The following is a 26,764-nucleotide window of genomic DNA, read 5'->3' on the forward strand; positions in this document are numbered from 1 at the left end:
CCTCTTCGCGGGCAGAGACCCGCTCCCACAGTTCAAGGCTCCACTTGCTCTGTGTGGGAGCGGGTCTCTGCCCGCGAAGAGGCCCCGCCTGACACCCCAAAACCCACTACAACCCCGCCAACACCCCTTCCCGCTGCCGCTGCTGCGCCAGGTACGGCAACACCGCCCCCAACAGCGGCGCCTTGAAGGCCTCCTGGAAGCGATGCGCCAACCCCGGTATCAGCCGCAACTGGCTGCCCTTGATATGCGCCGCCAGATGCACCCCGTGCATCACCGGCAACAGCGGATCGGCCGTGCCATGCACCACCAGCGTCGGCACCCGCAGGCGGTTGAGCAAGGCCACCCGGCTAGGCTCGGCCAGAATCGCCATGATCTGTCGCTGCACCCCCAGCGGATTGAAAGCCCGGTCGTATGACACCTGCGCCTGATGCAACAACTCGGCGCGGTCGTCGGCGATCTGCGGGCTGCCCAACGCTGCCAGCAAGTCAGCCTGCTGCTGCAGCGCCAACTCCCGGCTCGGCGCGCTGCGCTTGGCCAGCAGCTGAAGCAAGGCCGGACGCGGCTCGGGCAGGCCCGGCGCGCCGGAACTCGACATGATCAGCGTCAGGCTCTGCACCCGCTGCGGCGCACGGTCGGCCAGGTGCTGGGCGATCATCCCGCCCATGCTCGCGCCCAACACGTGGAAGCGCTGCACCTGCAGCGCATCCATCAAACCCAGTGCGTCATCGGCCATGTCGGTCAGGCTGTACGGCGCCGACACCGCCAGGCCCAGCTTGTAGCGCAGCACCTCGAAGGCCAGGTTGGCCGACGGCGGCGGCTGCGACCAGGTCGACAGGCCGACATCGCGATTGTCGTAGCGAATCACCCGAAAGCCCTGCTCACACAGGGCGCTGACCACTTCGTCGGGCCAGTCGATCAGTTGCCCACCCAGCCCCATCACCAGCAACAGCGCTGGGTCCTGGACGCGACCGATACTTTGATAGGCCAGGCTGACCTGAGCCAGTCGAGCGTGTTGAAGCGGAACATCGACATCGCAACGTGCAGCTGCAAAAACCCACTGACCGCACAGCAGCGCGGTCAGAAACACCCATAGACGCATGACTTGCACCAGAACGCAGAACCCCATTGAAGCGCGAGTCTGATGACCTTTCGTACATCGCGCTGCCACACTTCTGTGACCGTTTGATGAACTCCGCTGTACGGTCTGTGGTTCGCGCTCAGGCCAGCCGTTGCCGGGCCTGGCGCGCGGCCGCCACCATGTTGACCAGCGCCGCTTCGGTTTCGGGCCAGGCACGGGTCTTCAGCCCGCAGTCGGGGTTGACCCACAACCGTTCGGCCGGGATACGCGCTGCGGCCAAGGTCAGCAAGCGCAGCATCTGTTCGGTGTCCGGGACTCGCGGCGAATGAATGTCGTACACCCCCGGGCCGATGTCATTGGGGTACTCGAACGCTTCGAAGGCCTGCAACAACTCCATGTCCGAGCGCGAGGTCTCGATGGTGATGACATCCGCGTCCATGGCGGCGATGGCCTCGATCACGTCGTTGAATTCGCTGTAGCACATGTGCGTGTGAATCTGCGTCGCATCGGCCACGCCACTGGCGCACAGCCTGAACGCCTGCACGGCCCATTCGAGGTAGGCCGGCCACTGGGCCCGGCGCAGCGGCAGCCCCTCGCGAAACGCCGCCTCGTCGATCTGGATGATACGGATTCCGGCGCGCTCCAGGTCCTGCACTTCGTCGCGGACCGCCAGGGCCAACTGCCGTGCCTGGACTTCCCGCGGCAGGTCTTCTCGGGCGAACGACCACATCAGCAGGGTCACCGGGCCGGTCAGCATGCCCTTGACCCACTTGCCGGTCTGCCGCTGGGCATAGGTGATCCAGTCCACGGTCATGGCGCGCTCGCGGCTGATGTCGCCGTAGATGACCGCCGGTTTGACGCAGCGCGAACCATAGCTTTGTACCCAGCCGAAGCGGGTGATCAGGTAGCCATCCAACTGCTCGGCGAAGTACTCGACCATGTCGTTGCGCTCGGCCTCGCCATGCACCAGCACATCCAGGCCTAGCCGCTCCTGGACCTGGATCGCATGGCGAATCTCCACATGCATCGCGTCGGTGTAGTCATTGGCCGAGAGCTTGCCGGACTTGTACGCCTGGCGAGCCAGACGAATCGACGCAGTTTGCGGGAAGGAGCCAATAGTGGTGGTAGGAAACGCCGGCAAGCGCAGGGGCGCCCGCTGCACGTCGATGCGCGTGGCGAAGGCCGACGAACGTTGCGTGTCGGCAGGCGTCACCGCTGCGAGGCGCGCTTGCACGGCCGGCTTGTGAATGCGCGGTGAGTGCTCGCGACTGACCCGTACCGCCTGACTCTGCGCCAGCGCCTGCTTTACCTGCAGCGCTTCGGGCGTGTTCAGGGCCTGCACGAGCACGGCGATTTCCTCGCACTTCTGCACGGCGAAAGCCAGCCAGCTCTTGAGTTCGCCATCGAGGCGGTCCTCGCGGCGCACATCGACCGGGCTGTGCAGCAACGAACAGGAACTGGCCACCCACAGATTGGCGCCGAAACGCTCGCGGGCCTGGTGCAGGTGCGCAAGCGCCGCCTCCAGGTCGCAGCGCCAGACGTTGCGGCCGTTGACCACTCCGAGCGACAGGACCTTGTAGGTGGGCAGACGGTCGAGCACTGCCGGCAGTTGCTCGGGCGCGCGCACCAGGTCGACGTGCAGACCGTCTACCGGCAGGCCCGCAGCCAGGCCAAGGTTGTCGTCCAGGCTGGCGAAATAGGTCGCCAGCAGCTTCTTCAGCGGTGAGTATTGGAGAATGTGGTAGGCGCGCTCGAACGCATTCTTCCAGTCCTGGGGCAAATCCAGGCCCAGGATCGGTTCGTCGATCTGCACCCATTCCACCCCTTGCCGGGCCAGGCGCGAAAGGATCTCACCGTACACCGGCAACAGCCGTTCCAGCAGGTCGAGCTTGTCGAAGGCCGAGCCCTTGGCCTTGCCCAGCCACAGGTACGTGAGCGGCCCGATCAGCACGGGCTTGACCTCGTGACCGAGCGCGACCGCCTCGTCGACCTCTTCGAACAACTGTTCCCAACTGAGCACGAAGCGCTGGTCGGCACTGAATTCAGGCACCAGGTAATGGTAGTTGGTATCGAACCACTTGGTCAGCTCCAAAGCATGCTGGTTCTCGCCCGCTGCACCGCCGCAACAGCTTCCGGCACCACGCGCCATGGCGAACAACGTGTCGAGCGTGGGCCTGCCATCGGCACCCAGGGCATCGGCGAAACGGCTGGGCACCACGCCGAAGGCAGCCGAGTGCGCGAGCATCTGGTCATACCAGGCGAAGTCGCCCACCGGCAGCAACTCGATGCCGGCCTGCGCTTGCAACTGCCAGTGGCGGGCACGCAGCTCGCGGCCGGTCTGGCGCAGGGCTGCCCGGTCGAGATCGCCTTTCCAATACGCTTCGAGCGCCCTCTTCAGTTCGCGGTCGGCGCCGATGCGAGGAAATCCGAGGGTGTGGGCCAGTGCCATGAGTGCAGCTCCTTGTAAATGATGGCGCCATTGTCGACAACCACACCAACATGAGACAAACTCAATCTTTTCGTGTTGATCACAAGTTCTACTCATGGAGACCAAGGTGCTCGAAATCCGTCACCTGAAAACCCTGCACGCCCTGCGCGAGGCAGACAGCCTGGTGGAAGCCGCCGAGCGCCTGCACCTGACCCAGTCGGCGCTGTCCCACCAGTTCAAGGAACTGGAGGAGCGCCTGGGTATGCAACTGTTCGTGCGCAAGACCAAACCGATTCGCTTCACCAGCGCCGGGCTGCGCCTGCTGCAGCTGGCCGACGCCACACTGCCGTTATTGCGCGGCGCCGAGCGTGACATCGCTCGTCTGGCCGGCGGCACCGCAGGCCGGCTGCACATGGCCATCGAATGCCACAGCTGTTTCCAGTGGCTGATGCCGACCATCGACCAATTCCGCGACGCCTGGCCGGAGGTGGAACTGGACCTGGCCTCCGGCTTCGCTTTTGCGCCCTTGCCGGCCCTCGCCCGCGGCGACCTGGACCTGGTGGTGACCTCCGACCCACTGGAGCTGCCGGGCATTACCTATGTACCGCTCTTCACCTACGAGGCCATGCTGGCGGTGGCCAACCAGCACGCACTGGCGAGCAAACCCTTCATCGTGCCCGAAGACCTGGCCAGCGAAACCCTGATCACCTACCCGGTGGAGCGCGACCGGCTGGACATATTCACGCGCTTCCTGGAGCCGGCCGACATCGAACCGGCGCAGGTGCGCACCTCCGAGCTGACGGTGATGATGATGCAGTTGGTGGCCAGCGGTCGCGGCGTCTGTGGCATGCCCCACTGGGCGCTGCACGAATACAGTTCGCGCGGCTATGTGAAGGCCAAGCGCCTGGGCGACAAGGGCCTGTTTGCAACGCTGTATGCAGCGGTGCGCACCGACATGCTCGACGCGCCCTACATGCGTGACTTCCTGCTGACTGCCAAGGACACCTCGTTCTCCACCCTGGACGGCGTCAGCGCGGTACGTTGATCCGAGTCACGGTTCGCGGCCTATCTATGTAGCGCCGCGAGGCGCTCAGGCAGGTTCGTAATGCTCGCAGCAGTGGCCAATCCGGTCATTGCCCGACCACACGGAACCTGCCCATGATCGATTTCATCCCTGCCCTGACCCTGCGGCCCGTACCCTACCAACGCTACCCGATGCGCCATGATCGGTTACTGCAGGAGGGCACGCTGCTGTGGCAACAGTCATATGCGACGTTGCACACCCTACTGGATCAACTGCCCGTCGCCAGCGATGTCCTGATCAACCTCAAGGCACAGCAACCAGCGCTTTCCAACGAAGCCCTCGACGAAGGGCTCAAGCAGCACTGGATCGAGTATTGGAACGGCCGCGCGCCGCGCAGCCCCCATTCACGCCGTGCACAGGCCGAGCAGGCGTTCACCGGACATTTGCAGGCCGCCGCACAGCTGGCCTACTACCATGGCCAATTGACGCTTGCGCAGCTTGAGCCCTTGCTGACACTGCTCGCCGACCACGCCCAATCCGATGACCCAACGGTGTACGTCGAAACCCTGGCGCTGCAGTTTGAAGACGGCGAGAAAATGAAGGCGGCAGGCATGCTGGTGATGACACTGGACGGTGATGCTCCGGTGGCTCAACTGCTCTACGTGCCTGGGGAAACGCCTGCCTTGCTGGCCTTCGCGAACCGGGAAGCCCTGCAGAACTATCTGCTGCAACACAGCCGACGGTTCTGGCCAGCGCTGACCCGACACACCACCGCACGGGTGGCGCTCAGCTTCCAATCAGGGCAAATCTCCAGTGCCTGCAAGCAGTGGCTGAGCCAAAGTCGCCAGCAGTACCAGAGCCTGGCCTCTAGCACGGCATTGCAACCATTCAACAAGTTGCCCGCACTGGAAGTCGCTGAACTGGACGACTCGCCAGAGGCGTACCCCGGGTTCGGCAACCTGAGCCCCGACGTCACGCAAAGCCAGCGCTGGACCCAGACTAGAACCGAGCACGATGCAATGGTTCGGTTGCTGGGTGACGAGCACGCCCAAAGTACTGACGGCCCAGCCTGGCGTCGCCTCAACGCCCTGCGCAAGGCACTGACCGATGCACAGGATGCCGCTTCGCAAGCTGCCGCCGGGTTGCTCGATGCCCAGAAGCTGAGCGATCTTTATCGACTGCGCTACCTGCCCAATGCTCACTACACCGCCCTTTATCAGGCGCGCATCGAAGGACTTCGCGCCGAGCTGGCCTTGCAGCAAGCGCTTGGGCACATCAGTCAGGCGCAGGCGCAACCGCTGCAAGCGTGGCTGGCGATGCCCGGCCAGCCGATCCCTGATGGCGACCAGGTGGTTGCCGCCGCCGTATCGGTCTCGACCCTCACGGTCCAGGGCGCCACGACCACTACCCAGACCGAAGAGTTGCCGGGCGTCGCCGTGTTCGCCCAGGCCCAGACCTTGCGCCCGGCGTCCGAACCGGGCGCGCTGCTGCTGTATTGGCCTGGGGTGGGAGGCGGTCTGCAGTTGTACCAATCGCTGCCGGAATTGGAGCAGGCGCTGCTACGCCAAGTGTCGAGCAGTAGTGAAGTGAGCCTGAATCTGTCGCCGGTGGCAGGTGATATCTTCGACTATGGTTTGCAGGCTCAACTGTACGAGTGCGAGGAAGCGGCCAGTAAGCTCATCCACAGCCTGCCAGCCGCTACTCATCTGCGCGAACGCGCAGACGCCTTGCAACGACTGGTCCAGCAGACCTACCAGCATCTGCAAGTACCGACCCACGCGGCCCGGGATCGCGCCTATGTGCAACTGACCGAACAAGCCTACAGCCAGAGCCTCACCCAAGGCCTGCCTGCGTGGCTCAAGCAACTGCCCGTCAACGATCGCGAGCGGTTGCGCGGGGTGATCAGTGACTACATTCGTGCCATGCGTCTGTCCTACCAGCAACTGCAACGTGATCTCCCCGATGCGCAGCAGTTTGCCCAGGGGCTCGTGCAACAAAGGCTGCGTCGCGATTTCGAATTGACCGCAGAGGCGACCGTCGAGCTCGACATTCCCGACGCTGTGATCTATCGCAAAGAGCCGGTCGCAGGCTCCGGCGCCCCCGGCACACCACAGCAGACCATCGCCCACGCCAGCGAGAAACGTACCCTCTGGAGTCTGGAAACATTGGCGCAGCACAACATCGATGCGCCCCTGTTGCAGCGCATGCGATTCATGGACGTACGCGTTCAAAGCACCGAACCTTCTGAACGTGCTCGGTTGATCGCTGGCATCGACATCGCCTACCTGCGCAAGACCGTCACCGACCTGAACCTGGCCCAGGCGTATGAAGACAGGATTCGTACCGCGTTCATGGGCTCGGCCGGGCAGCATCCGTTTGCCCAGGCCTACCAGCGCGAGTGCCTGGTGGAACCTGTGCGACTGATGCTGCAGATGCAGGGCGAATATGCTCGCCACCAGGGCACGATCAGCACCGCTGGCCTGCGCCTGCTGACGCTGGCCATCGATGCCAGTGACAGCGCCACGTTCAAATCGGGCAAGCATGACGTACAGCTGCTGGCAGCACGCCTGCAAGTCGGTGGTCGCGACACGAACGAACTGCCCACTACGCTCTCCGGCGTCACCTTCGTGCATGACCGCCATGGCGGGCTCACCCTCCTCTACCTGCCCGACAGCCCGGACCATCGCAGCTTGCGTGAATACGCCAACCTGGAGCAGGCGCGCCGGGGGCTGTTCGCATTGTGCGTGGAACAGAAGATGGTCACTTACCTGGCGGGCAGAGCCATCACCGGGGATTTCGCCAACCATCAGGCACGTATCAAAGAAGCGGCGCTGCGCAACTTCGATGGATTGATCAGCGTTGGCGGTCCCTGGCCGAGCACCACGTCTCTGGCCAATCACCTGGTCGATGCGCACATGGGCCGTCTGATCGAAGCACAGCGCCTGCTGGGGCGTAGCAACGACGCGCTGTATCTGGAGCAGGCGGCACTGAGCCGAGGCAATGTCTTCGACTACATCAAGATGGCCTTTGGCGTGTTGCCTTTCATCGGGACGGCCTTGGCTGTCTATGATCTCTGGACTGCCGCCAACAACGCGGTCAGCGGCTTGCTCAAGGGTGACCTGGCCGAGGCCTTGAATCAGCTGGAAGCCGTGCTCGCCGGGCTGATCGATGCGGTGATCGACACCGTACCCGGCTCGGCATCCGCACCTAATGCCCGACTGACCACGCGAGCCCGTCAATGGTCGGCAACCGCCCGGCGCCTGGGTGCGCCTGAAGCGCCGGCGCGGATGACAACGGTGGCGCGAGCCAATCCGTTCGCCGGCTATCACTACACCGGACCGCTGTCCTTGAGCAACGTGCAACCGGGCGCCCAGGGCCTCTACCGCAATATCTACCGTCATGCCGAGGGCGACTTCATCGTGCGTGACGGCGTGGTCTACCGCGTACAGTTGCATGACAGTCCGCGTACCTGGCGGCTCTACGGGACTGCACAGAAAACCTATCGACAACCGATCGCGCTGGATGCCGCCGGGCGCTGGGAAACCCATGGCACGCTGTATGGCACCTTGATCAACGAAGGCCTGGCAGGCGGTGGCGGCGTACTGGGCTACCTGGGCCACCGCGCCGCCGATGGCCTGCAACCCCTATGGCCAGCGGCCATTCGTGACCGTTTGCCCCGCTGGTTGGTAGATCGCCAGTATCGACGCCATTTCGAACTGGCCAGCGGCATCGATGAACACAATCGGCTGCTGCGCGAGCAACTGGCACGTCATGAACCCTTGATCAGTGGCCATGCAGCACAACCCGTTCTGAGGCCGTTGGCCGAAGCCGCGTGCGCCAGCGACATCGCCAAAGCCAAAGCCCTGCACGCGCAACTCGAAGAGCACGCCGGCTTCGTGACCCGAGATTTCCTTCGCCGTAATCGACAGTTTCGCAGCGAAGTCGCCTATATCATTGCTGGTCGGGAAATCAACGCTGCCAACATCGCCAAGCACAAGGCCCACGAGTTGAGCGATGCGCTCAATCAAAGCAAGCAACCAGGCGATCTGTTCGACCTGCCACAACACCTGATGCGTCAGCATCGTCGCAAGCGGGTGGAACTGCTCGAACAAATGGATCTGATGGAACAGCGGCTCGAACAAGCCCAGCACTGGGCCGAGAAGGTGACCGATCGGGCTGATCGGGCAACGCTCCGGGACGTCCTGGACAGCATCGACCCTGCCGATATGGAAATCGCTCGGGCCTCCAACCTGACCCAGCTTGTGCACAAGACCGCTGCGCTCGATGACCTTTCGGCCATGTTCCATCTGCTCGACACCGCCGAGCAGCGCAATCGTTTCCATCATGCATTGGAAAGCCACTACCATCTGCAAAGCACCAAAGCTTCGCTGCGCGAAAGGCAGAATGTCCTGCGCTCTTCTCGGCAAATCTATGCGGACTACCGAGCACAACTGAACGTCTGGAAACGCAACCGGCCCGAACGTTTCGAACTCGATCATATGGAGCGCATGAACCGCTCACTGGATCGGCTGATCGAGCAGGTGGATAGAACCATGCCGCGTTTGAGCAATATCCCGCGACCGCCACATCATCCAAACCAGCCCACGCGCCGAGTGTTCGAAACCCATGACCATGACTTCTTCATTGGCGATGAAGGGCGAAGCATCGATGGCGAGCAGGTATTTACCCTGACCGGGACTGGAGGGCGGATCGAAACCTATCGAAAGTCTGCGGGCAAATGGCACCTGCAGACCGAGCCCCATACGACTTCGGCCTCGAGTGCCAACCTTCCAGTGCTGCGAGATCTGCTGGCCGAGGGTCAACACTGGCTGGATGCAACGCCTGGACACGAGCGGCGCGTGGAAAGCTATGCCGTTCCAGGTGAGCCACCTGCCAATCTCGAAGACCTGATGGTCAACCAGGGCAAACAACTGGAACTGCGTGCACAAGCGATCGAACGACAGGCCCCTGATCATCGACTGGCCAAGCGCCTGCGCGAACGCGCCAGAGAACTGCGGGCCAAAGGGCGAGCCATGCGCATTCGTCAGTCGATGGACAGTCAGACGCCGACCGAGGGCTACCTGGACTATCTGCTGGAACAACGTCAGGTCGAGATTACCAAGCTGGGCCATCGCCGGGACATCGGCGTGGGACCTGGACAGCGGGACTTTCTGCAGGAGTACGAGGTGAGCGACATCAGCGCGCGGCCCGCCAAGCCATTATGGTACGTGCACTTTCACTATCGTCGTGAAGGCATGGCCTTCGAGCAGTTCGAGAAGGCCCACATCAAGCGGCTCGATCAGCGCTTGCTGGGCTTGAGTTGGCAACAGGGGCAAGGGGCGGACGCGCAGCGCATCTGGCGTGGCCCACTGGGCAAGCCCTTGGCGGTCAAGCATTTCGCCGGTCTGTAGGAGCAGTCATCGTCCGCAACGCCCGCGCCGCGTTGGTAGCTGACACACCGCGGTGGTCTTTCGCGGCCACCAGCGGCTCCTGCACGATCGGGTTTTCCGTGTGGGAGCCGCCGACAGCCGCGCAGACCGCGCCGCCGTGTAGCCGACGCGCCGCGCTACATCAGGAACAGCGTGGCCAGACCCAGGAAGATGAAGAACCCGCCACTGTCGGTGACGGCGGTGATCATCACACTGGCGCCCATGGCCGGGTCGCGGCCGAACCTGGCCAGAGCCATGGGAATCGATACGCCCATGAAAGCGGCGAGCAGCAGGTTCAGGGTCATCGCCGCGGTCATCACCACGCCCAGTGACCAGCTGCCATACAGCAAATACGCCACAACCCCGATCACGCCGCCCCACACCACGCCATTGACCAGCGCAACGCCCAGCTCCTTGCGCATCAGGCGCTTGGTATTGCCGTTGCCAGGGCTGACCTGGTCCAGCGCCATGGCGCGCACGATCATGGTGATGGTCTGGTTGCCGGAGTTGCCACCAATACCGGCCACGATCGGCATCAACGCCGCCAGGGCTACCAGCTTTTCGATCGAGCCTTCGAACAGGCCGATCACCCGCGAAGCCATGAACGCCGTGATCAGGTTGATCGCCAGCCATGACCAGCGGTTGCGCAGCGAACGCCACACCGAGGCAAAGATGTCTTCTTCCTCGCGCAGACCGGCCGTACGCAACGCTTCGCTTTCGCTTTCTTCACGAATCAGGTCGACCATGACATCGATGGTCAGACGCCCGATCAACTTGCCGTGCTTGTCTACCACGGGCGCGGAAATCAGGTCGTAGCGCTCGAACGCCTGAGCGGCTTCGTAGCCGTCTTCGTCGGGATGGAAGCTGACCGTGTCGCTGGCCATCACCGCGGCTACTTGTTTTTCCGGATCGTTGACCAGCAGGCGCTTGATCGGCAGCACGCCCTTGAGAATTCCGTCGGAGTCGACCACGAACAATTTGTCGGTGTGGCCCGGCAGTTCCTTGAGACGGCGCAGATAGCGCAGGACCACTTCCAGGCTGACGTCTTCGCGGATGGTGACCATCTCGAAGTCCATCAGCGCACCGACCTGGTCGTCCTCGTAGCTCAGGGCCGAACGCACGCGCTCGCGCTGCTGGGCATCCAGGGTTTCCATAAGCTCGTGAACCACGTCGCGCGGCAGTTCGGAGGCCAGGTCGGCGAGCTCGTCGGCGTCCATTTCCTTGGCTGCAGCGAGGATCTCGAAATCGTCCATGTCCGCGAGCAGTGTCTCGCGCACCGAGTCCGATACTTCGAGCAGGATGTCGCCGTCGCGCTCGGCCTTGACCAACTGCCAGACGGTCAGGCGCTCTTCCAGAGGCAAGGCTTCGAGAATGTAGGCGACGTCGGCGGAGTGAAGATCGTCGAGCTTGCGTTGCAACTCGACCAGGTTCTGCCGGTGAACCAGATTTTCGACCAGATCGTTGTGCTGGCCTTCCTGGCGATGAGCCAGGCTTTCGACGATACGCTGGCGTTGCAACAGGTCGACGACCTGGGCCAGACGATCCTGCAAGCTTTCCTGCGTTTTCTTTGCTTCTACTTCAGACATAGGCGAACTCCACTCCCAGCAGTGGGCACGCCGGGAGAATCAATCGGTCGATTCTTGATGGGTATACAGCTTCAGCGAGTAACTACTGGGTAAGTCCATGGAGGTTTTCCAAAGCCCCGGCGGGGCTGACGGGCGCAATCATACACAACTTGTACGGATTCATAGCGAAAAAAACAGGGTTGAAACAACTGCTTGCGTGCAACGCTCGCAAATCATGCATCACCGTGGGTGGGACGACGCATTCGGTAAACAAAGCACAAAGCGTGCGTCGCCAGGGCTGACTAGTCTGCAAGCCAACACGATCCACAACCCAGGACGGACACCGGTGTACAGATCCTTCTCCACGCTTGTGCTGCTGGCTTCGCTGGCGCACCCGGCCGACGCCGCCGTAGTGCAACGCTGCCAAGGCCCGCAGGGGCACATCACCTTCACGCACTCGAACTGCCCCGAAACCCAGCCTTGGGTGCGTCAGCGAGCGCTGAACCCGGCATCCGGAAGAAAACCCATGGCACGCAAGGCGGCGCCGCGTCGGTTGCCAGTGACGATCATCGAGGACGGCACACGTACACAGTTGGCAGCGCCACCCACGCCGCCCGTCAAGGCACCGAAAAAAGCCAGTCGCATGAAGAAAAAGAGAAGACCCAAGTATCTGGCTGAGGAGCAGACGCCGCCCGCCAGAAAACTTAAAACGCAGAAAGCAAAAAGCCCGCATTGAATGCGGGCTTTTCACTTGTATGGTGCACTCGACAGGATTCGAACCTGTGACCGCTCGGTTCGTAGCCGAGTACTCTATCCAGCTGAGCTACGAGTGCAGGTGGCATTTTGTTGGACCAGGTTACCACTGGTTGACGCAGAAGCTGTAGACATTGCTGAAAGCAGCTTCTTGTATGGTGCACTCGACAGGATTCGAACCTGTGACCGCTCGGTTCGTAGCCGAGTACTCTATCCAGCTGAGCTACGAGTGCATTTGTTGCCGCGCATTATAGGCCGTCGATTTCTTTTGTAAAGCGCTTTTTTCAGTAATTTCAACAACTTACAGAAAAAGCCAGATTCAACGTACTACGCAAATAATGGCGGAGAACGGGGGATTCGAACCCCCGACACCCTTTTGAGGTGTACTCCCTTAGCAGGGGAGCGCCTTCGGCCACTCGGCCAGCTCTCCGCAACACGGGGCGTATATTAACCACCTTCTTCCCCGTTTGCAAACATAAAAAACGATAAAAATTAATGGCTTGGTTCGTCGTCCTTCTCGTTCTTGATCCGCAGGTAGATTTCTTCGCGGTGGACGGCCACTTCCTTGGGTGCATTCACCCCGATTCGTACCTGGCCACCTTTCACGCCAAGCACCGTGATGGTGATTTCGCCGTCGCCAATGATCAGGCTTTCCGCGCACCGACGAGTCAGAATCAGCATACCTTTCTCCTTACGCTTTCATTTCAGGGACAACACAGTCTGCAAAAAAGGGCACTCACCCATGGTGGGAAGCCATGGACATCGCCCGAAAACAAAGAAGGGCGCGGTTAGCCGCGCCCTTCTCTCACTGCACGTTAGTCACCCTGTCGGGCGGCATCGAGCTCGAAGGCCGTGTGCAGCGCACGCACGGCCAGCTCCAGGTATTTCTCCTCGATGACCACCGAAACCTTGATTTCGGAAGTGGAGATCATCTGGATGTTGATGCTTTCCTTGGCCAGGGCCTCGAACATGCGGCTGGCCACACCGGCGTGCGAGCGCATGCCGACACCGACGATGGACACCTTGGCGATCTTGGTATCGCCCACCACCTGACGCGCACCGATCTCGCTGGCGGTCTGCTCCAGCACGGCCAGCGCCGCCTGGTAGTCGTTGCGGTGCACGGTGAAGGTGAAATCGGTGGTGTTATCGTGAGAAACATTCTGCACGATCATGTCGACTTCGATGTTCGCCGCGCTGATCGGGCCGAGGATCTTGAAGGCCACGCCGGGGGTGTCTGGCACGCCACGGATGGTCAGCTTGGCTTCATCGCGGTTGAAGGCGATGCCGGAAATGATCGGCTGTTCCATGGATTCCTCTTCGTCAATGGTAATGAGGGTGCCCGGACCCTCCTGAAAGCTGTGCAGGACGCGCAGCGGGACGTTGTACTTGCCGGCGAATTCCACCGCGCGAATCTGCAACACCTTGGAACCGAGGCTGGCCATTTCCAGCATTTCCTCGAAGGTGATCTTGTCCAGGCGCTGAGCCTGGGCAACCACGCGCGGATCGGTGGTGTAGACACCATCGACATCGGTGTAGATCTGGCATTCGTCGGCCTTCAGCGCAGCCGCCAGGGCAACGCCGGTGGTGTCCGAGCCGCCGCGCCCCAGGGTGGTGATGTTGCCGCTTTCGTCGACCCCCTGGAAACCCGCCACGACCACCACTCGGCCGGCCTTGAGGTCGGCGCGAATCTTCTGGTCGTCGATCTGCAGGATGCGCGCCTTGTTGTGCGCGCTGTCAGTGAGGATGCGCACCTGATTGCCGGTGTACGACACCGCATCCACCCCGCGCTTGATCAGGGCCATGGCCAGTAGCGCGATGGTGACCTGCTCGCCGGTGGAAACGATCACGTCCAACTCGCGTGGTACCGGCTGGTCGCTGATCTGCTTGGCCAGGGAAATCAGGCGATTGGTCTCGCCACTCATGGCCGACAGTACGACCACCAGGTCATCGCCGGCATCGTGGAATTTCTTCACCTTGTCGGCGACCTGTTCGATACGCTCGACAGTGCCCACCGAGGTGCCGCCAAATTTCTGTACGATCAAAGCCATTTCAAAGCCGCCTCAGCCCGTGAAGGGCGCCCATTAAATACAACACCGGGCTCGCCGCGAAAGGCACGAGCCCTGGCGAGGGTTGAATCAGTTCGCGTTTTCCACGAACGGCACGGCCAGGGCCAGTGCAGCGTCCAGGGCGCTGGCGTCCACGCCGCCGCCCTGGGCCATGTCCGGACGACCACCGCCCTTGCCGCCGACGGCTGTCGCCGCCTGCTTCATCAGGTCGCCGGCCTTGAGCCGGGCCGTCAGGTCCTTGGTCACGCCGGACACCAGCACGACCTTGTCGTCGTGCACGCCGCCGAGCAGGATCACGGCCTGGCCCAGCTTGTTCTTCAACTGGTCGACCAGCGCCAACAGCGCCTTGCCGTCCTGACCGTCGATACGTGCAGCCAAGACCTTCACGCCCTTGACCTCGACCGCCGAGGCGGACAGGTCGTCGCCAGCGGCGCTGGCGGCCTTGGCCTGCAACTGTTCCAGCTGCTTCTCCAGGGCCCGATTGCGCTCGATGACTGCCGAGAGCTTGTCGATCAGATTGTCGCGGCTGCCCTTGACCAGTTGCGCGGCTTCCTTGAGCTGCTCTTCGGCCTGGTTCAGGTAGTTCAGCGCGGTCGCGCCGGTGACCGCTTCGATGCGGCGCACGCCCGAAGCCACACCGCCTTCGCTGGTGATCTTCAACAGGCCGATGTCGCCGGTGCGCTTGGCGTGAATGCCCCCGCACAGTTCCACCGAGAAATCGCCACCCATGGTCAGCACGCGTACGGTGTCGCCGTATTTCTCGCCGAACAGCGCCATGGCGCCTTTCTTGCGTGCCTCCTCGATCGGCATCACTTCGGTCTGCACCGGGGTGTTCTTGCGGATCTCGGCGTTGACGATGTCTTCCAGCGCCTTGATCTGCTCGGGCTTGATCGCCTCGAAGTGGCTGAAGTCGAAGCGCAGGCGCTGGCTGTCGACCAGCGAGCCTTTCTGCTGCACGTGATCGCCCAGCACCTGGCGCAGGGCCGCATGCAGCAAGTGGGTCGCGGAGTGGTTCAGGCCGGTGGCCCGCTGCAGGGTTTCGTCGACCACGGCACTGACTTCGACACCGACCGCCAGGTCGCTGAGCACGGCCACGCCGTGGTGCACAAAGGCGCCACTGGTCTTGGTGGTGTCGCGCACGTCGAAGCGCGAACCGCCGGCCAGCAGGTAGCCACGGTCACCGACCTGGCCACCGGACTCGCCGTAGAACGGCGTCTGGTCGAGGATGACCACGCCCTCCTCGCCCTCTTTCAATACGTCGACCGCGACACCGTCCCTGTACAGCGCAATGACCTTGCCATTGCCGTGGTTGGCGTCGTAGCCCAGGAATACGGTCGGTACATCGACCTTGATCAGGCTGTTGTAGTCCATGCCGAACGAGCTGGCCGAACGGGCGCGTTCGCGCTGTGCGTTCATTTCGCGCTCGAAACCGGCCTCGTCCAGGGTCAGCTCGCGTTCGCGGGCGATGTCACCGGTCAGGTCCATCGGGAAGCCGTAGGTGTCGTAGAGCTTGAACACCACATCACCCGGCACGACGCTGCCCTTGAGCTCGGCCAGATCCTGTTCGAGGATCTTCAGGCCCTGCTCCAGGGTCTTGGCGAACTGCTCTTCCTCGGCCTTGAGCACGCGCTCGATGTGCGCCTGCTGGCTTTTGAGTTCCGGGAAGGCATCGCCCATCTCGGCCACCAGGGCGGCGACGATCTGGTAGAAGAAGCTGCCCTGGGCACCCAGCTTGTTGCCGTGACGACAGGCCCGGCGAATGATGCGGCGCAGCACGTAGCCACGGCCTTCGTTGGACGGCAGCACGCCGTCGGCAATCAGGAAGCCGCAGGAACGGATGTGGTCGGCCACGACCTTGAGCGAGGCCTGGCCTTGGTTGGCGCAGCCGATGGCGCTGGCCGAGGCTTCGAGCAGGCTCTGGAACAGGTCGATCTCGTAGTTGGAATTGACATGTTGCAGGACCGCACTGACCCGTTCCAGGCCCATGCCGGTGTCCACCGATGGCGCCGGAAGTGGGTGCAGAACCCCGTCGGCGGTGCGGTTGAACTGCATGAACACGTTGTTCCAGATCTCGATGTAGCGATCGCCGTCTTCCTCGGGCGAGCCGGGTGGGCCACCCCAGATGTCGGCGCCGTGGTCGTAGAAGATCTCGGTGCAGGGACCGCAGGGGCCGGTGTCGCCCATGGTCCAGAAGTTGTCGGACGCATAGGGAGCGCCTTTGTTGTCGCCGATACGAACCATGCGCTCGGCCGGCACGCCGATTTCCTTTGTCCAGATATCGTAGGCTTCGTCGTCGCTGGCGTAGACCGTGACCCAGAGCTTTTCCTTGGGCAGGTTCAGCCACAACTCGGACGTCAGGAACGTCCAGGCATAGGTGATCGCGTCACGTTTGAAGTAATCGCCGAAGCTGAAGTTGCCCAGCATCTCGAAGAAGGTGTGGTGGCGGGCGGTGTAGCCGACGTTTTCCAGGTCGTTGTGCTTGCCACCGGCGCGTACGCACTTCTGGCTGCTCACGGCACGGGTGTAGGCGCGCTTCTCCTGGCCCAGGAAGCAGTCCTTGAACTGGTTCATACCCGCGTTGGTGAACAGCAGGGTCGGGTCGTTGCCCGGGATCAGGGAGCTGGAGGCGACTCGGGTGTGGCCTTGCTCCTCGAAGAAGCGAAGGAAGGCTTCACGGATTTCTGCGCTTTTCATAGGTTCTTCCACGACAGGCTGCGGCCAGAGGCCAGTGCGCACGCCCGACGGGCGATGCGACGGCAAAGGGCCGCATTATATAGGCCCTGCGGCCTGGGTACAGTGTGTTTATACGATTGGTCCACTCAATTGGACAGCAAAGCGTTCAGCTGCGCGCGAAATCAGCGAATACGCCGACGACCTGCTCGATCTGCTGCGCATCGACATCCAGATGGGTGACCATGCGCAGCCGCGGCGCGGCCGTCACGCTGACGCCACGGGCGGCTGCGAATTCCTTGAACGCGCCGGCACGCGCATCCAGGTGTACGTAGACCATGTTGGTCTGCACCGGCTCGACGGTGTAACCCTGGGCCTGCAGGCCCTCGGCGAGCTGGGCAGCGTGAGCATGGTCCTGTTCCAGGCGCTGCACCTGGTGATCCAGCGCGTAGAGCCCGGCGGCTGCCAGGATTCCAGCCTGACGCATACCGCCGCCGACCATCTTGCGCAGGCGCCGCGCCTTGGCAATGTAGGCCTGCGAACCGCACAGCACCGAACCCACCGGTGCGCTAAGCCCCTTGGACAGGCACACCGAGACCGAATCGAAATACTGGGTGATTTCACCGGCCGGAACGCCCAGCTTGACGGCCGCGTTGTACAACCGAGCCCCATCCAGGTGCAGTTGCAGGCCGTGCTCGCGGGTGAAGTCACGCGCCTGGGCAAGGTAGGCCAAGGGCAGCACCTTGCCTTGCATGGTGTTTTCCAGGGCCAGCAGACGGGTGCGGGCAAAATGGAAATCGTCGGGCTTGATCGCCGCCTTGACCTGATCCAGGTCCAGCGTGCCGTCAGGCTGGAATTCCAGGGGCTGGGGCTGGATGGAGCCGAGCACGGCAGCCCCGCCGCCTTCGTATTTGTAGGTGTGCGCCTGCTGCCCGACGATGTACTCCTCGCCACGCTCGCAGTGGGCCATGAGGGCTAGCAGGTTGCTCATGGTGCCGCTGGGAACGAACAGCGCCGCCTGCAAACCCAGACGGGTTGCCAGCTCGGCTTCGAGGTGGTTGACCGTCGGGTCTTCGCCATAGACATCATCACCGGTCGGTGCTGCGTGCATGGCCGCGAGCATGCCGGGCGTGGGCTGAGTAACGGTATCACTACGCAGGTCGATGATGGACATGATGGCCTCGAATGTGTGTCAGCTTCTATTACTGCGGGCTGCGCGGCCACGAATCAAGCCTTGCCGAAACAATTGTCCAGGCCGCTGTTCAGCGCGTCCGCAAGTATGTTACAAAACCAGCGCCGCTCCATGAGGGTGGCAAACGTTCTCAGGGCGGGGTGCAACTCCCCACCGGCGGTGATGGCGCGCAACGCGTCGAGCCCGCGAGCGCTTGTGAGCCGGCAACGGCCCGCAAGGTCAGCAGACCCGGTGTGATCCCGGGGCCGACGGTCATAGTCCGGATGAAGAGAGAACGGGATTGCGACACCTTCAAAAGGCCAACGCAGGGCCGTGCCATGCGCACGTACCCACAGATCCCCTTCGATCCACCATGCCCTGTTTTTTTCTTGAACAGGAGTGAACCGATGCAACCCACTGCAATTGACAGCAAGAGCCATACTCACGAACGAATCGCTTTCGTCCAGGCTTGCTGGCACAAGGATATTGTCGATCAGAGCCGCAAAGGCTTCGTCGAAGAAATGCGCGCGCTGGGCTATCAGGAAGCCGACATCGACTTCTATGAAGTCGGCGGCGCCTTCGAAATCCCCCTGCACGCCAAGCTGCTGGCCAAGACCGGGCGCTATGCCGCCGTGGTCGGCGCGGCCCTGGTGGTGGACGGCGGTATCTACCGTCACGAGTTCGTCGCCCAGTCGGTGGTCAGCGCGCTGATGCAGGTGCAGCTGGAAACCGAAGTGCCGGTATTCTCGGTGGTGTTGACCCCGCACCATTTCCACGACGGCGAGCAGCATCACACCTACTTCTTCAACCACTTCCTGCACAAGGGCGCGGAAGCCGCGCGCACCGTGGCCGATACCGTGCAGAAGGTACGCGCCCTGCGTCGCCTGCAGCAGCAGCAGAAAATCGCCTGACGTTCAACGGCGTGCAGTTCGTTCGGCCACGGGTTCCGACAAGGTCCCGTGGCCGGTTGGCCGAGAGCTCAGGTACAGCTCTTCATCCTCGATACATGTGTAGCACTCCCCGTACTGCCCTCCTGCCTACGCTGCGGCTTCTCTATCATAGACAGGAAGCCTGCCATGGAACATCCGTTACCTCGCGTGTTCACCCGTAGCGGTGAGGAATACATCTCCGAATCCAACAGCCATCCGATCCCCTATGCCGATCTGCATGTACGGATCGACTTCGAAATCGAATCCCTGCCACGCCTGCGAATCACCACCACGAGCGCCGATGACCAACTGAGCCTCGACACCAGCAATGACACGCTGCTACTGACTCTCAACCGCCTGCAGTACCGTATCCAACCCATCGTTCAGCCACTGAACTTGATCATCGACACCGGTCCCGGCGATGACTTGATAAAGGTCGGCGCGGGCAACTTCTACATCGATTCGGGTGCAGGCAACGATACTGTCCTGACCCGTGGTCAGGGAATGCACACGATCTATGCCGGAGACGGAGACGACACTTGCTTTGGTGGTGAGCAACTGACCTTCATGGCCGGCGGCGAAGGTGATGATCGCCTGGTAGCAGGCGCAGGCCTGAGCATCATCAGTCCCGGCCCGGGCGAGGATTCGATATTCCCCGGCTCAGGCAGCAACGTGGTCTACAGCAGCGACGAGGACGATCTGATCTTGCGCGACAAAGGCACACTGCGCCTGCATCAGATTAACGATGAGCGCGCGGGCAACCAGGCGCTGCACATCGAAGGCAACGATGACTTCGTCAAACGGGTGGAAGCCGACCTCGATCTGCTGCGCACCTCGCCCACGGCCCGCTCACTGTTGAAGGCGCTGGATGAGGCGGCCAAAACTCACGGCACTCAGATAACCATCGTGTTCACCGATGCACCCAATGGCTACTTCAGCCGTCCGCCCCTGCCAGTGATCGACGGCCAGCGTGCACCGGCAGGAGAAGCAGGCGAACTGCTCTACAACCCTGCCTGGCATACACCTGGCAGCTTTCCTATCGTGGTGCTGTACCACGAGCTATGTCATGCCTACAACTTCGCCACGGGATCGATGTTCAGCTTCGATCACGAGCGTCAGGTCGTCGGCCTGCCTACCGAACATCCCCCGTTCGACTTCGACGACGACCCGCAAACACCGCCATTGAACACCAATCCGGATCCGTTCAATGAAAATAGCCTGCGCCGCGAGTTGGGTCTGCCGCCACGCCTGCACTACTGCTGAGCATCACACCTGCGCCGCCGGCACGATAAGGATTCCGGCGCGCAGCCCATTGGCAACCTTGGGGTTGGGAAAGATGATCCGCGCGCCCTGTTCTTCCACGACCCAGCGCTGTTCGCGGCCGTCTTCGGCCAGCAGGTAGCCTTGATCCAGCTCGGTGAAATTCTCGATATCGTCATCCAGGTGCAGACGGAAGGCATCCGTGTGCTTGATGACTTCACGTGACACGGAAAACAGCACCAACTGGTCCAGTGGCTGTTCGAGGTCCGTCTCGACCCCTTCGATCAACTGCCGCAGGCTGGCCTCCAGACGACTCAGGTCGACCTCGACGTTCTGCCCGAATGGCCTGGCTTTGCCCAGCTCCAGGGTAAAGGCTTCGGCGTCGAGCTGCTCGTAGGTGAACGCGCTGAACGTGATGGAAGGCTTGTTCTGCAGCAACACGGCGCGCATGCCTGCCGCCTGCAGGCGCACCAGCTCTTGCCGGGAATGCTCGCGGCCCTGCTTCCAGGGATAGAGGGCGAACTGCTCGATCCGTGAACCACGGATGGCGGTGTGCAGGTCGTAGTGCAGACGCGTGCGCTGCGGCAGGCTGAAGAAGGTCGTGGCCAGGCGTTCCAGCTCGCAGGCACGCAAGGCTTCGTTGCCGCTGACAGCGTCGTGTCGGCCGTTGAACAGGCGGTTGACGTCGCGCTCGATGTAGCGGACGCCACGGCGCATCGCTTCAGGGTTGCCGAACAGAAACAGCAGACGTGCGCGGGGAACCAACTGGCCGCGGGCGATGGCCTGAACAAGCGTGTCGAGCAATTCGATGGGCGCGGTTTCATTGCCGTGCACACCGGCCGACAGCAACAAGTCGAGGCCGCTGTCGGTGTTGGCTGCGGGGCGCACTTCCAGGGCGCCTTCCCCGAGCCAGCGCAGGCTGACCCCGCCGGTGGTCAGCTGGATCTTCTGCGCCGGCTCGCGGCCGGCCAAGGTCAAGTCGAGCAGTTTGCCAAGAGCGAGCATGGGGCGGCGTTCCTGAAGGATGGAGTTTTAGTGGTTGCAGTCCGGACCGTGAACGTGACCGTCCTCTTCTTCGGCGCCCGCATCGGCCGGTTCCATTTCCAGCTGCAGGCTGACCAGGTTGGTCGCCAGGGGTCGCAGCAACAGATTGGCGTATTCGGCATCGCCTTCTTCGACGTCCACGCCGATCAGCAACTGGCCACGGCCGTCGTGCTGGATCCAGACTTCCTTGCCCTGCCAGACCACGCAGAAGCGGGTGCAGGAGGTTTCCAGCTGGGTGCCGTCGGTGTCTTCGAGAATCAAGCGCAGGGCGTCGGACATACAGTTACCTCAATGATATTCAGTGTTGAAAAAATGGTCAGCGTTGGAAAGGATAGACCGAACCCAGTGCCAGGATCCGAGTCAGCTCGTCCAATGCCTCGCGGCATTCGATCAGCAGTTGTGGGTCGGCCATGTCGGCCTCGACCAACCGGTCGCGGTAATGGCGCTCGACCCAGTCGTTCAGCGTTTCGTACAGCGCAGGCGTCAGGATCACGCCAGGGTTGACCGCTGCCAGCTCCTCGGGCTTGAGCGCCACGCGCAGTCGCAGGCAGGCCGGCCCGCCACCATTGCGCATGCTTTGCTTGAGGTCGAACACCTTGACCTCGGCAATGCCGGTGTTTTGCCCGGTCAGGCGTTCCAGATAACTCCAGACACGCGGGTTGGCGCGGCATTCTTCCGGGACCACCAGCAGCATGCTGCCGTCGGCACGGCTGAGCAACTGGCTGTTGAACAGGTAGGTGCGCACGGCGTCGTCCACCGAGACCTCGGCGCGGGGCACGCCGATCGCCTGCAAACGCCCGCCACGCGCGGCGAGCTTGGTCTGCAGTTCGGCCAGCACGCGGTCGCTGTCGAGGAACGCGTCCTGGTGGTGGAACAGCAACTCGCCATTGCCGACCGCGATCACGTCGTTGTGAAACACGCCCTGATCGATGACGTCCGGATTCTGCTGGGCGAACACCACGCCCTCCTCGCCCAGCCCATGCAGCCGGGCCACGGCCTGGGACGCTTCCAGGGTCTGGCGCGCGGGGTACTTCTGCGGCGCGGGCAGGCGCGCGTCGAAGGCACTGCGACCGTAGACGAAGAATTCCACCCCGGCCTCGCCATAGTCCCGGCACAGGCGGGTGTGGTTGGCGGCGCCCTCGTCGCCGAACTGGGCAACGGCAGGCAGCGCCTGGTGATGAGCGAAATAGGTCGGGTTGGCGAACATCGCCTGCAACACACGGCTTGTGGTGGGGTGCTCGATGCTGCGGTGGAACTTGCAGTTGAGGTTGGCGGCGGTAAAGTGCACGCGGCCATCGGCGGTGTCCGCGCTGGGGCTGACGGTCGCCGCGTTGGCAACCCACATGCTCGACGCCGAGCAACTGGCCACCAACAGCGGCATGGCCTCGCGCGCGGCTTGGGCGATCACCTCGGCATCGCTGCCGGTAAAGCCCAGGCGCCGCAGCGCAGCCACATCAGGGCGCTCCTGGGGCGCCAGCACACCCTGGGTGAAGCCCAGTTCCATCAGCGCCTTCATCTTGGCCAGGCCCTGACGCGCCGCTTCGCGCGGGTTCGAGCCTTGCTGGCTGTTGCTCTGCGACGCCACGTTGCCGTAGGACAACCCACCGTAGTTGTGGGTGGGCCCCACCAGGCCATCGAAATTCACTTCACAGGGTTTCATCGGTTCGGCTCCGTGGATCTGTTCTTGTACGCAACGTTGCTACGACGTTCTACAGCGTGATGCCCGGACTCAGGGTCGCCGGCAGACTGAGCGCGGGGGTTTCCAGCGAGGCCACTGGATAGGCGCAATAGTCGGCGGCGTAGTAGGCGCTGGCGCGGTGGTTGCCGGACGCGCCGACACCGCCGAACGGCGCGCTGCTGGCGGCGCCGGTCAGCTGCTTGTTCCAGTTGACGATACCCGCCCGGCTGCGCAGCCAGAATTCACGATAGCGTTGTTCGGAATCCGAGAGCAGCCCTGCGGCCAGCCCATATTGGGTGGCGTTGGCCTCGGCGATGGCGGCATCGAAATCAACGTAACGCACCACTTGCAGCAGCGGGCCGAACAGCTCTTCGTCCCGTCGACCGTGGGCTTGGGTGACGTCGAGGATGCCGGGGGTGAGCAAGGCGGCGTCGGCCCGTGGCTGGGTCATGCTCAGCAGGCCGACCGCGCCGCTGTTCAGCAGGTGTTCCTGCGCCTCGAGCAGCGCCTGCGCCGCTTGCAGCGAGATCACCGAACCCATGAAGGGCGCCGGCTGACGGTCGTATTCGCCGACTTCGAGAGTGACGCAGACCTCTACCAAACGCTCGAGCAACCGGTCGCCCCACGCCCCGGCGGGTACCAGCAAGCGCCGCGCGCAGGTGCACCGCTGCCCAGCGGAAATGAACGCCGATTGGATGATGGTATAGACCGCCGCATCCAGGTCCTGGACCTGCTCGACCACGAGCGGGTTATTGCCACCCATTTCCAACGCGAGGATCTTGCCTGGCTGGCCAGCGAACTGCTGATGCAGCAGATTGCCGGTGGCACTGGAACCGGTGAAGAACAGCCCGTCGAGCCCGGCGTTGGCAGCCAGCGCCATACCCGTCTCGCGACCACCCTGCAGCAGGTTCAGCACGCCCGCTGGCAGCCCGGCTTCGGCCCAGCAGCGCACGGTCAGCTCGGCCACCTTGGGCGTTAGTTCGCTGGGTTTGAACAGCACGCAGTTGCCGGCCAGCAGCGCCGGCACGATATGGCCGTTGGGCAGGTGACCGGGGAAGTTGTACGGGCCGAACACCGCCACCACACCGTGGGGCTTGTGCCGCAGGGCCGCCGTGGCATCGGCCAGGGGTGCGCTCTTCTCACCGGTGCGCTCGGCGTGACTCTGAATCGAGATGGCGACCTTGTTGACCATGCTGGTCACTTCGGTGGCCGCTTCCCACAATGGCTTGCCGGTTTCTTCGCCAATGCACTGCGCGAGTTCGTCGGCGCAGGCCTTGAGCCGATCGGCGAACGCGTGCAGCACGGTGATGCGCGCCGACAGCGGCTGGCTCGCCCAACCTACGAAGGCATGCCGCGCCGCCAGAACGGCTTTGTCCACCTGCTCGGCGCTGGCGCAGCATCCCTGCCAGACCACGGCCTGACCCACAGGATTGAGGGACGTCAGCTGTTCGCCTTCGCCCGGCAGCCACTGACCATCGATGTATAGCGTATTCATCAGAGCACCTCCCGTGCTGGCGGGGTCATGGGCACCGCGCGCACCTGGTCGCCCGCGCTCAGTTGCAGGCGGCGGGCGGTCAACGGATCGACCACCAGGGTGCCGGAGGCGAAACGCGCAGGGGCTGCGGTGATGCGGCACGCTTCGCGCTCGCGGTTGTAGATCAGGAACGGTGGCGCATCGTCACCTGGAGTGCCGATGGCCAGGACCAGGCTTTTGCTGTCGTGGACCGCGCGGATCTTGCTGGTTTCGCATTCCACGGCCGGGCCTGCGTCGAAAATATCCACATAACCCTGGTAACTGAAGCCTTCGGCCTTGAGCATGGTCAGCGCCGGCTCAGTGTCCGGGTGAACCTTGCCGATCACTTCCCGCGCCGCCGGCGACAGAAAGCAGCTGTACAGCGGGAACTTGGGCATCAGCTCGGCGATGAAGGCGCGATTGCCAACACCGGTGAGGTAGTCGGCTTGGCTGAATTCCATCTTGAAGAAATGCCGACCCAGGCTTTCCCAGAACGGCGAGCGGCCGTCGGCATCGGAAATGCCGCGCATCTCGGCAATCACCTTGCGCCCGAACAGCTCCGGAAACTGGGCGATGAACAGCAGCCGCGCCTTGGCCAGCAAACGGCCGTTCAGGCCCTTGCGGTAACCCTCGCGCAGGAACAGCGAACACAGTTCCGAATTGCCGGTCAGGTCGTTGGCCAGGAACAGCGTGGGAATCTCGCGATAGATGTTCAGTTCCTTCGAGGCGCTGACCGTCAGCCCCACCCGGTAGTTGTACCAGGGCTCGCGCTGACCCACGGCGCCGGCGATGGCCGAAATGCCCACGACCGTGCCGTCGTCGTCTTCAAGGACGAACAGGTAATCGGCATCACCGGGCTCGGCTTCGCCACGGAAGGTCTTCTCGGCCCAGCCGACGCGGTGCGCCAGCCGCTCTTCGTTGGCTGGCAGGGTGGTCAGGCCGGGGCCGGTGCTGCGGGCCAATTCGATCAGCGCTGGCAGGTCGCTGCTGCGTACGGGACGAACGATCATGCTTTCTCCTCGAGCAGGCACCGCACGGCACCCGCAGAACTCGGCCTGTTCAATCAGGTATCAAACTGCAACCAGGCGCACGCTGGCGCCCTCGCCCACACCCAGCGCCTCGGCTGTCGCCAGATCCAGGCCGACCGGCTTGCCGGGCACCCAGTCGAGCTCCAGCAACACCGCGCGATAATCCTGCAGCAGGCCGTTGGAGACCAGATAGGGACGGCCCGGTCCACCGCGCTCATCGCTGGCCGCGACCAGCTTGACCGGGACCACCCGGCTGTGGGCGATGGAGCGAATGCCCGACACACGGGCATGTAAGGTCGGCCCGCCGTCGAAGATATCGATGTAGTGATCGGTCTCGAAGCCTTCGCGCATCAGGATGTCGAACGTCACTTGGGCCCGTGGATGCACCTGGCCCATGGCCTCCTGGGCCTGGTCGGGCAGCAGCGGCACGTAGATCGGGTAATGCGGCATCAGTTCGGCAAGAAACGTGCGGCTCTTGATGCCGCACAGGCGTTCGGCCTCGGCGTAGTTGAGGTCGAAGAAATTGCGGCCGATTGCGTCCCAGAAGGGCGAATCACCCTGCTCGTCGCTGTAGCCGACGATCTCGGTCACCACCGAGTCGGCAAAGCGTTCCGGGTGGTTGGCCATGAACAGCAGGCGGGCGCGGGAGTTGAGTTCGGCCCAGATACTGCCCACCAGCTCGGGCACCACGTAGAAGCTGGTCAACAGGCTGTTGCCGGTCAGGTCGTGGCACTGCGAAAGCACGTGAATCTTGTTGTGGATCTTCAGCTCGCGCGAAGCGTGCACGAAGGTCTCGTTGCGAAAACTGTAGAACGGTTCGGAGTAGCCGGCAGAGGCGACGATCGCCGAGCACCCCACCAGACGCTGGGTGACCAGGTCTTCCAACACGAAGAAATAGCTCTCTTCACCGTTGAAGCTGACTTCGGCGGCGAAGGACGCTTCCGACTTGCTGATCTTGTCGCTCAACCGGCCAGCGTCGTCAGGCAGGGAAGTGACACCGATGGGGCTGTCGGCGGCCAGCCGCTGAACCTCGGCCAGGTCAGCCATTTGCGCAGGGCGCATTACCAGCATGGTGTCACTCCTTGTCGATTGAAGCGGTCGATTGCAAAGGCGGCGCCGAACGGGGGC

Annotated in this window: 18 protein-coding genes, 3 tRNA genes and 1 riboswitch; of the genes, 5 read left to right on the forward strand and 16 right to left on the reverse strand. The window is 62.9% G+C overall.

Annotation, left to right across the window (positions count from 1 at the left end):
• Positions 1 to 106: 106 nt before the first annotated feature.
• On the reverse strand, positions 107 to 1,126 hold the full coding sequence (locus BLV18_RS14750; protein ID WP_167375948.1) for an alpha/beta fold hydrolase: 1,020 nt from the start codon (positions 1,124 to 1,126) through the stop codon (positions 107 to 109).
• A gap of 91 nt (positions 1,127 to 1,217) precedes the next feature.
• Positions 1,218 to 3,527, reverse strand: a complete 2,310-nt coding sequence (metE, locus tag BLV18_RS14755) for a 5-methyltetrahydropteroyltriglutamate--homocysteine S-methyltransferase (protein WP_090359557.1) — start codon at positions 3,525 to 3,527, stop codon at positions 1,218 to 1,220.
• Positions 3,528 to 3,633: 106 nt separating this feature from the next.
• Here metE and metR point away from each other — a divergent pair, with 106 nt between their 5' ends.
• Together metR and BLV18_RS14765 are read left to right on the forward strand one after the other, a co-directional pair.
• Positions 3,634 to 4,551 carry a transcriptional regulator MetR gene (gene metR, locus BLV18_RS14760; RefSeq protein ID WP_049862367.1) on the forward strand — a complete coding sequence of 306 codons (918 nt, stop codon included), beginning with the start codon at positions 3,634 to 3,636 and terminating at the stop codon, positions 4,549 to 4,551.
• Between the two features lie 113 nt (positions 4,552 to 4,664).
• Positions 4,665 to 9,941: a dermonecrotic toxin domain-containing protein gene (locus BLV18_RS14765; RefSeq protein ID WP_090359559.1), complete on the forward strand. Its 5,277-nt coding sequence runs from the start codon at positions 4,665 to 4,667 to the stop codon at positions 9,939 to 9,941.
• 155 nt (positions 9,942 to 10,096) lie between these two features.
• On the opposite strand, the gene mgtE is transcribed toward BLV18_RS14765, so the two are convergent.
• Positions 10,097 to 11,545: a magnesium transporter gene (gene mgtE / locus BLV18_RS14770; RefSeq protein ID WP_056843768.1), complete on the reverse strand. Its 1,449-nt coding sequence runs from the start codon at positions 11,543 to 11,545 to the stop codon at positions 10,097 to 10,099.
• 325 nt (positions 11,546 to 11,870) lie between these two features.
• On the opposite strand from mgtE, the gene BLV18_RS22405 reads away from it, so the two are divergent.
• Positions 11,871 to 12,260, forward strand: coding sequence for a hypothetical protein (locus tag BLV18_RS22405; protein WP_167375949.1), 390 nt, complete (start codon positions 11,871 to 11,873; stop codon positions 12,258 to 12,260).
• A gap of 20 nt (positions 12,261 to 12,280) precedes the next feature.
• Here the strand turns inward: BLV18_RS22405 and BLV18_RS14775 are convergent.
• From BLV18_RS14775 to ltaE, 7 genes are all read right to left on the reverse strand, one after another.
• A tRNA-Arg gene (locus tag BLV18_RS14775) sits at positions 12,281 to 12,357 on the reverse strand.
• A 76-nt stretch (positions 12,358 to 12,433) separates the two neighbouring features.
• A tRNA-Arg gene (locus tag BLV18_RS14780) sits at positions 12,434 to 12,510 on the reverse strand.
• 106 nt (positions 12,511 to 12,616) lie between these two features.
• Positions 12,617 to 12,707 (reverse strand) — tRNA-Ser (locus BLV18_RS14785).
• Positions 12,708 to 12,769: 62 nt separating this feature from the next.
• Positions 12,770 to 12,958, reverse strand: coding sequence for a carbon storage regulator CsrA (gene csrA / locus BLV18_RS14790; protein WP_043185394.1), 189 nt, complete (start codon positions 12,956 to 12,958; stop codon positions 12,770 to 12,772).
• Between the two features lie 134 nt (positions 12,959 to 13,092).
• Positions 13,093 to 14,325: an aspartate kinase gene (locus BLV18_RS14795; protein WP_043185392.1), complete on the reverse strand. Its 1,233-nt coding sequence runs from the start codon at positions 14,323 to 14,325 to the stop codon at positions 13,093 to 13,095.
• 87 nt (positions 14,326 to 14,412) lie between these two features.
• On the reverse strand, positions 14,413 to 17,037 hold the full coding sequence (alaS, locus tag BLV18_RS14800; protein ID WP_090359561.1) for an alanine--tRNA ligase: 2,625 nt from the start codon (positions 17,035 to 17,037) through the stop codon (positions 14,413 to 14,415).
• A 145-nt stretch (positions 17,038 to 17,182) separates the two neighbouring features.
• Positions 17,183 to 18,187, reverse strand: coding sequence for a low-specificity L-threonine aldolase (gene ltaE, locus BLV18_RS14805; RefSeq protein ID WP_090359563.1), 1,005 nt, complete (start codon positions 18,185 to 18,187; stop codon positions 17,183 to 17,185).
• A gap of 140 nt (positions 18,188 to 18,327) precedes the next feature.
• Positions 18,328 to 18,485: riboswitch (FMN riboswitch) on the forward strand.
• 106 nt (positions 18,486 to 18,591) lie between these two features.
• Here ltaE and BLV18_RS14810 point away from each other — a divergent pair.
• A complete protein-coding gene (locus BLV18_RS14810) occupies positions 18,592 to 19,095 on the forward strand; it encodes a 6,7-dimethyl-8-ribityllumazine synthase (protein ID WP_090359565.1) in 504 nt (167 codons plus the stop codon).
• 165 nt (positions 19,096 to 19,260) lie between these two features.
• On the forward strand, positions 19,261 to 20,376 hold the full coding sequence (locus tag BLV18_RS14815) for a M91 family zinc metallopeptidase (protein ID WP_090359568.1): 1,116 nt from the start codon (positions 19,261 to 19,263) through the stop codon (positions 20,374 to 20,376).
• 3 nt (positions 20,377 to 20,379) lie between these two features.
• Here the strand turns inward: BLV18_RS14815 and astE are convergent, their stop codons facing one another.
• From astE to aruF, 6 genes are read right to left on the reverse strand one after another with little or no spacing between them, the layout of a single operon-like run.
• Positions 20,380 to 21,378 (reverse strand): succinylglutamate desuccinylase, encoded by a 999-nt coding sequence (gene astE, locus BLV18_RS14820; protein ID WP_090359570.1) that lies wholly within the window; start codon positions 21,376 to 21,378, stop codon positions 20,380 to 20,382.
• 27 nt (positions 21,379 to 21,405) lie between these two features.
• Complete coding sequence (locus tag BLV18_RS14825) at positions 21,406 to 21,696, reverse strand: hypothetical protein (RefSeq protein ID WP_043185377.1); 291 nt, start codon at positions 21,694 to 21,696, stop codon at positions 21,406 to 21,408.
• A 37-nt stretch (positions 21,697 to 21,733) separates the two neighbouring features.
• Positions 21,734 to 23,077, reverse strand: coding sequence for an N-succinylarginine dihydrolase (gene astB / locus BLV18_RS14830; protein ID WP_090359572.1), 1,344 nt, complete (start codon positions 23,075 to 23,077; stop codon positions 21,734 to 21,736).
• Between the two features lie 49 nt (positions 23,078 to 23,126).
• Complete coding sequence (gene astD, locus BLV18_RS14835) at positions 23,127 to 24,593, reverse strand: succinylglutamate-semialdehyde dehydrogenase (protein ID WP_167375985.1); 1,467 nt, start codon at positions 24,591 to 24,593, stop codon at positions 23,127 to 23,129.
• The gene (gene astA, locus BLV18_RS14840) at positions 24,590 to 25,618 is read right to left on the reverse strand and encodes an arginine N-succinyltransferase (protein ID WP_090359576.1); all 1,029 of its coding nucleotides are present in this window, start codon (positions 25,616 to 25,618) and stop codon (positions 24,590 to 24,592) included. Before astA ends, astD begins: the two co-directional genes overlap by 4 nt.
• A 60-nt stretch (positions 25,619 to 25,678) precedes the next feature.
• Complete coding sequence (gene aruF, locus BLV18_RS14845; RefSeq protein WP_090359578.1) at positions 25,679 to 26,707, reverse strand: arginine/ornithine succinyltransferase subunit alpha; 1,029 nt, start codon at positions 26,705 to 26,707, stop codon at positions 25,679 to 25,681.
• Positions 26,708 to 26,764: the final 57 nt, after the last annotated feature.

It is taken from the genome of Pseudomonas coleopterorum (genome assembly GCF_900105555.1).
GTDB lineage: Bacteria > Pseudomonadota > Gammaproteobacteria > Pseudomonadales > Pseudomonadaceae > Aquipseudomonas > Aquipseudomonas coleopterorum.

Bases quoted from the DNA above. Each gene is read 5' to 3' on its own strand.
- BLV18_RS14750 (WP_167375948.1), bottom strand. From the start codon at position 1,126: ATGGGGTTCTGCGTTCTGGTGCAAGTCATGCGTCTATGGGTGTTTCTG.
- metE (WP_090359557.1), bottom strand. From the start codon at position 3,527: ATGGCACTGGCCCACACCCTCGGATTTCCTCGCATCGGCGCCGACCGC.
- BLV18_RS14765 (WP_090359559.1), top strand. From the start codon at position 4,665: ATGATCGATTTCATCCCTGCCCTGACCCTGCGGCCCGTACCCTACCAA.
- mgtE (WP_056843768.1), bottom strand. From the start codon at position 11,545: ATGTCTGAAGTAGAAGCAAAGAAAACGCAGGAAAGCTTGCAGGATCGT.
- csrA (WP_043185394.1), bottom strand. From the start codon at position 12,958: ATGCTGATTCTGACTCGTCGGTGCGCGGAAAGCCTGATCATTGGCGAC.
- BLV18_RS14795 (WP_043185392.1), bottom strand. From the start codon at position 14,325: ATGGCTTTGATCGTACAGAAATTTGGCGGCACCTCGGTGGGCACTGTC.
- alaS (WP_090359561.1), bottom strand. From the start codon at position 17,037: ATGAAAAGCGCAGAAATCCGTGAAGCCTTCCTTCGCTTCTTCGAGGAG.
- ltaE (WP_090359563.1), bottom strand. From the start codon at position 18,187: ATGTCCATCATCGACCTGCGTAGTGATACCGTTACTCAGCCCACGCCC.
- BLV18_RS14810 (WP_090359565.1), top strand. From the start codon at position 18,592: ATGCAACCCACTGCAATTGACAGCAAGAGCCATACTCACGAACGAATC.
- BLV18_RS14815 (WP_090359568.1), top strand. From the start codon at position 19,261: ATGGAACATCCGTTACCTCGCGTGTTCACCCGTAGCGGTGAGGAATAC.
- astE (WP_090359570.1), bottom strand. From the start codon at position 21,378: ATGCTCGCTCTTGGCAAACTGCTCGACTTGACCTTGGCCGGCCGCGAG.
- BLV18_RS14825 (WP_043185377.1), bottom strand. From the start codon at position 21,696: ATGTCCGACGCCCTGCGCTTGATTCTCGAAGACACCGACGGCACCCAG.
- astB (WP_090359572.1), bottom strand. From the start codon at position 23,077: ATGAAACCCTGTGAAGTGAATTTCGATGGCCTGGTGGGGCCCACCCAC.
- astA (WP_090359576.1), bottom strand. From the start codon at position 25,618: ATGATCGTTCGTCCCGTACGCAGCAGCGACCTGCCAGCGCTGATCGAA.
- aruF (WP_090359578.1), bottom strand. From the start codon at position 26,707: ATGCTGGTAATGCGCCCTGCGCAAATGGCTGACCTGGCCGAGGTTCAG.